This is a genomic window from Mesorhizobium sp. LNJC394B00 (assembly GCF_000502555.1).
Lineage (GTDB): Bacteria > Pseudomonadota > Alphaproteobacteria > Rhizobiales > Rhizobiaceae > Mesorhizobium.
The window spans coordinates 36,378-42,377 of sequence record NZ_AYWH01000016.1; the positions used below are offsets into that span (position 1 = coordinate 36,378).

Below are 6,000 nucleotides of genomic sequence, written 5' to 3' on the forward strand. Positions count from 1 at the left end.
TGCGAGCCGTAGCTGCCGAGCTGGCAAAAGGCCGGGCTACGTCGCGCCAGCGCAATCGGCGCGCAGAAAATTAGGCCTACCCGCTCCGGGACCGCGGACCTCGTCAGCTTCTCGTAAGTATGCCCGAGTAGGTTGCTCAGCTGATCTGTGGACGTGAGGCTAGCGTGAACCGGCACAAATTTGACCTATCCAATGTAACAGGTTGGCGGCAGGTGCAGCCCCCGGCATCTCAAGAGCAAGCGGCACAGGCCGGGCAAGAGGGCTTTGAGCAGCGCTCGGGCGAGGCGCGCCAAGCCGCTGCCCAAATTCCCGCCCCCGGCGTTCCGGCTCTGCCAGACCCGTTCCATCCTCATCCGTCTCAGGGAGACCTGAGCCTCATCGAAGGCGCGGCCCCATGGGAGGCGCAGCCCATGATGCAAGGGAGCGGACAAGAACACGCCGCGGCGCCGTACGCCGGAGGCAGTGGGTCGATGCTGGGTGCCTCGGTGCTGCAGCCGGGTCACTCAACGGCGCGCNGAACAGTCGTCTGCAGGACGTTGCCACTGAGCCGCAGCTGAGCGAGATCGGCAATTCAGGCGCTCGCGTGCTGATGCAGGCCCCCACCCATCAAGTGGGTGCATTGCCATGGGAGGCGCAGCCCATGATGCAAGGGAGCGGACAAGAACACGCCGCGGCGCCGTACGCCGGAGGCAGTGGGTCGATGCTAGGTGCCTCGGTGCTGCAGCCGGGTCACTCAACGGCGCGCCATCATCATGCGCCGGATTCGTCAGTGGGTGATCTGAATCCTTCCGCACCGTTCGAGTTGCGTGACCATGCTCGTTCCCCCGTGCCGGCGGCGGTGCAGCCAGATCCTCCAGTAGTGGTCTCCGACGGTCGCGGCTGCAAGCGTCCTCTTTATTCCAACGATGCGACCGTTGTCGAAGGGCTGAGGTCACTCTACGCGGGTAAGGCCAAGGAGGAAACGGTCAAGCGCCATGTAAATTCTCTTTACGGCTTTGGTCGTTGGCTCTTTAAAAATAACAAGCCGGGATTTGCTGCTCGGCTTCACGAGGAGTCGCTGGATGAAGATCTCAAGGAGTACGAGAGCAGTGGTGGCTCCTCGACTGTGGCTGTGGCACTGCGTCGTCTCAGAGAGTCGGCGGGCGGAGTGCCAATGGTGGGCCGCGCTGTCCTGAATCCCGACCCTGCCGACGCCGTGCTCATCAAAGAGTACAAAGCGGCTCTCATCAAAGAGTACAAGGGAGCGCCTGCGACCGGGCCGAATCGCCAAACCATTCACGACTATGGAGCTACTCTTAGACGTTTCAGTGAATACCTGGTTGAAAACAACAAGCCGGGGATTGCGGCTCGGCTTCACGAGGGGTCGTTGGATGAAGATGCCAAGCGCTATAAGGACTCCAGTGGTGACCGGAGGATCATTGCACTAGCTCAACTCCGGAAGTTCCTGCCGTCCGCCGCACTCGGGCGCGAAATTGCCCTTGCTGCTCGTCCGGAAGACGCAGTCGGCATGGAGGCTCGTGCCATTGGGGACGCCGCTGCGCAGNAAATTGCCCTTGCTGCTCGTCCGGAAGACGCAGTCGGCATGGAGGCTCGTGCCATTGGGGACGCCGCTGCGCAGCACCGCGGGCCGCAGAAGGCATTGGGTCGGCCAGAGAAGCTCCCTGGGGAAGCTAATGAAGACGCCGCTGTTCTGCCATCGTCTTTCGTACCAACTGGGCACCATCACCAAGCCTCGGATCCCGCAGAGTCCTTTCGTCCCCTGATCTGGCGCGACGGCGACCAGCGCGCGCCGGACGAGCGGATCGCTGCACAGGACAGGAGCAACCAGCTATCAAGCGAGGAGGTCCTCATCAACCGTGAGCATGATACAGCGGAGTTGAGACCAGCGAAGAGGCAAAGGCCCCTGAACAGTCGTCTGCAGGACGTTGCCACTGAGCCGCAGCTGAGCGAGATCGGCAATTCAGGCGCTCGCGTGCTGATNCAGGGTCCTTTCGTCCCCTGATCTGGCGCGACGGCGACCAGCGCGCGCCGGACGAGCGGATCGCTGCACAGGACAGGAGCAACCTGCTACCAAGCGAGGAGGTGCCGCTGAGGCCACCGGAATTCGCTCCGCCCAGCTTGCGGGCGGAGAATTCCGCCTCGCCAGAGCTCTTTCCTGAGGGGATGTCCCCCGCGGTCGAAGGGTTTTTTGGTGTTTTCGGCGACCCCAGCGGGCGGGTGCTCGGCGCATTGCAATTGCTAGGCGACGAACATATCCACAGGGATTACCAGCTCCTGGAGCAGGAGTTGCAGGGGAACAATCCAGAACTCGCCGCCCGGACGCGGTTCGTGGATCCCCTCGTAGCCAATTATCATCTGCGCTTGGGCTCCGAGAGCGACAAGCTAAGCGCATTCCAGCGCATCGTCCATAATCAGAACGGTAACGACACAGCCGACTTCCTGTTCGTGCCAGTGAGCGATGGCGGTAAGACTCTTGCGGAGCGCGGCAAACATTGGTCGCTGCTGTTCGTTGATCGCAGCGACCGGGAACGGCCGGTTGCCTATCATTATGACTCCGTCAGCGGATGGCATGACAAGCTTGCAAAACACCTCGCAGAAAGGCTGGGCGCCAGCCTGGAGACCCGCGTGGACTTACCCCGCATCGCCCAGCAGAGCAACGAGTGGGATTGCGGAGTCTACGTGGTGGACGGCACGCGGGCGCTGGTTGGGCGATTGCAAAGATGGCAGCCAGACCTGCCAGACCTGCCAGACCTGAACCTCAACAACCTCGTCGTCAATCGGCAGGCACTACAAACCCGACTCATGGGTGACGATACATCTGGAACGGCAAATTATCTCACGAACTTTGAACTCATGGACCGACAGGCGCGAGACGCGGTTAAGGAAAGCCCCGTTGGGACGTTTCACCAGCGGATCAAGCGGCTCGGCCAGTCAGCGCGAGCGTTGCACGACAGAGCCCTGGCTCCAGTCGCGCCGGACCAAGGCAACCCAGACTCGGTGTTCGTACGGGACGTTGTTCCCGGGGAAACACGCCATCATCATGCGCCGGATTCGTCAGTGGTTGATCTGAATCCCCCCGCACCGTTCGAGTTGCGTGACCATGCTCGTTCTATGCCGGCGGCGGTGCAGCCAGATCCTCCAGTAGTGGTCTCCGGTCGCGACAAGCGTCCTCTTTATTCCAACGATGCGACCGTTGTCGAAGGGCTGCGGTCAGCACTCTATGCCGGTAAGGTCGGGGAGCGCACGGTCACGGACCATGTAAATTCTCTTCTCGGCTTTGGTCGTTGGCTCTTTGATAATAACAAGCCGGGATTTGCTGCTCGGCTTGACGATCCGTTGCTGGATCAGGATCTCAAGGAGTACCAGCGCGAGAGTGGCTCCTCGAACGTGGCTAGAGCACTGGGTCGTCTCAAAGAGTCGGCGGGCGGAGCGCCAATGGTGGGCCGCGCTGCCCTGAATCCCGACCCTGCCGACGCCGTGCTCATCAAAGATTACAAAGCGGCTCTCATCAAAAAGTACGAGGCAGAGCCTGCGACCGGGCCGAATCCCAAAACCACTCAGGACTATGCGGCTACTCTTAGACGTTTCAGTCAATACCTGCATGAAAACAACAGGCCGGGGATTGCGGCTCGGCTTTACGAGGGGTCGCTGGATGAAGATGCCAGGCGTTATTTGGACTCCAGTGGTAACCGGTGGATCAGTGCACTAGCTCATCTCCGGAAGTTCCCGCCGTACGCCGCACTCGGGCGCGAAATTGCCCTTGCTGCTCGTCCGGAAGACGCAGTCGGCATGGAGGCTCGTGCCATTGGGGACGCCGCTGCGCAGNAATTGCCCTTGCTGCTCGTCCGGAAGACGCAGTCGGCATGGAGGCTCGTGCCATTGGGGACGCCGCTGCGCAGCACAGCGGGCCGCAGAAGGCATTGGGTCGGCCAGAGAAGCTCCCTGGGAAAGCTAAGCAGCTGAGCGAGATCGGCAATTCAGGCGCTCGCGTGCTGATGCAGGCCCCCACCCATCAAGTGGGTGCATTGCCATGGGAGGCGCAGCCCATGATGCTGGGGGACGAGCACCTGGCACCGCATACCGGAGGCAGTGGGTCGATGCTGGGTGCCTCGGTGCTGCAGCCGGGTCACTCAAGGGCGCGCCATCATGATGCGCCGGATTCGTCAGTGGTTGATCTGAATCCCCTCGCACCGTTCGAGTTGCGTGACCATGCTCGTTCTGTGCCGGCGGCGCCTGCCGGGCCAGCGTTCGCCAGGGCTGAGGAGACGCCCTCCGCGGTTGGCGAGGCCGCGGTGGCCGAAAGGTGGGCTCGGTTGCAAAAGCAAATGGACGAACCAGTGCATGATCCCGGCCCTCAAGTGGATACATCGCCATGGGAGGCGCAACTCATGGTGCAAGGGAGCGGACAAGAACACGCCGCGGCGCCCTACGCCGGAGGCAGTGGGTCGATGCTGGGTGCCTCGGTGCTGCAGCCGGATCACTCAACGGCGCGCCATCATGCGCCGGATTCGTCAGTGGTTGATCTGAATCCCCCCTCACCGTCCGAGTTGCGTGACTCTGCTCGTTCTGTGCCGGCGGCGCCTGCCGGGCCAGCGTTCGCCAGGGCTGGGGAGACGCCCTCCGCGCTTGGCGAGGCCGCGGTGGCCGAAAGGTGGGCTCGGTTGCAAAAGCAGAAGGTCGACGCTGATTTGTCGGGATATTTCGACTCGATTCCGCACGCGGACCTTCTACGATCGCCATGGGAGGCGCAACTCATGACGCAAGGGAGCGGACAAGAACACGCCGCGGCGCCCTACGCCGGAGGCAGTGGGTCGATGCTGGGTGCCTCGGTGCTGCAGCCNTGCTCGTTCTGTGCCGGCGGCGCCTGCCGGGCCAGCGTTCGCCAGGGCTGAGGAGACGCCCTCCGCGGTTGGCGAGGCCGCGGTGGCCGAAACGCTGGCTCGGTCGCAAAAGCAGATGGTCGACGCTGATTTGTCGGGATATTTCGACTCGATTCCGCACGCGGACCTTCTACCATCGCCATGGGAGGCGCAACTCATGCAAGGGAGCGGACAAGAACACGCCGCGGCGCCCGACGCCGGAGGCAGTGGGTCGATGCTGGGTGCCTCGGTGCTGCAGCCGGGTCACTCAACGGCGCGCCATCATGATGCGCCGGATTCGTCAGTGGTTGATCTGAATCCCCCCGCACCGTCCGAGTTGCGTGACCCTGCTCGTTCTGTGCCGGCGGCGGTGCAGCCAGATCCTCCAATAGGGGTCTCCGGTCCCGACAAGCGTCCTCTTTATTCCAACGATGCGACCGTTGTCGAAGGGCTGAGGTCAGCATTGGAGAGCACGGTCAAGCGCCATGTAAATTCTCTTCTCGGCTTTGGTCGTTGGCTCTTTGATAATAACAGGCCGGGATTTGCTGCTCGGCTTCACGAGGAGTCGCTGGATCCGGATCTCAAGGAGTACGAGAGCAAGAGTGGCTCCTCGGACGTGGCTAGAGCAGTGGGTCATCTCAAGACGTGGGCGGGCGGAGCGCCAGTGCTGGACCGCGCCGCTGTCCTGAATAATCCCGACCCTGCCGACGCCGCGCTCATCAGAGATTACACAGCGGCTCCCATCAAAGAGTACAAGGCAGCGCCGACCGGGCCGAATCCCGCTACCATTCAGACCTATGGATCTGCTCCTAGACGTTTCAGTGAATACCTGGTTGAAAACAAAAAGCCGGGGATTGCGGCTCGGCTTCACGAGGGGTCGCTGGATGAAGATGCCAAGCGCTATAACAACTCCGGTGGGATCAGTGCACTAGCTCATCCCCGGAAGTCCGAACTCGGGCGCGAGCTCCCTGGGAAAGCTAATGAAGACGACGCTGTTCTGCCATTGTCTTTCGTGCCAACTGGGCCCCATCACCAAGCCTCGGATCCCGCAGGGTCCTTTCGTCCCCTGATCTGGCGCGACGGCGACCAGCGCGCGCCGGACGAGCGGATCGCTGCACAGGACAGGAGCAACCAGCTACCA

The 6,000-nt window shown here is 62.2% G+C and carries 1 protein-coding gene and 1 pseudogene; both read left to right on the forward strand.

From position 1 onward, the window contains the following. Positions 1-2,163 precede the first annotated feature (2,163 nt). Positions 2,164-3,963: a Ulp1 family isopeptidase gene (locus X751_RS1000000168675; protein WP_023746291.1), complete on the forward strand. Its 1,800-nt coding sequence runs from the start codon at positions 2,164-2,166 to the stop codon at positions 3,961-3,963. A 960-nt stretch (positions 3,964-4,923) separates the two neighbouring features. Continuing rightward, positions 4,924-6,000 (forward strand): annotated as a pseudogene (locus tag X751_RS0134600) (hypothetical protein); the annotation flags it as partial.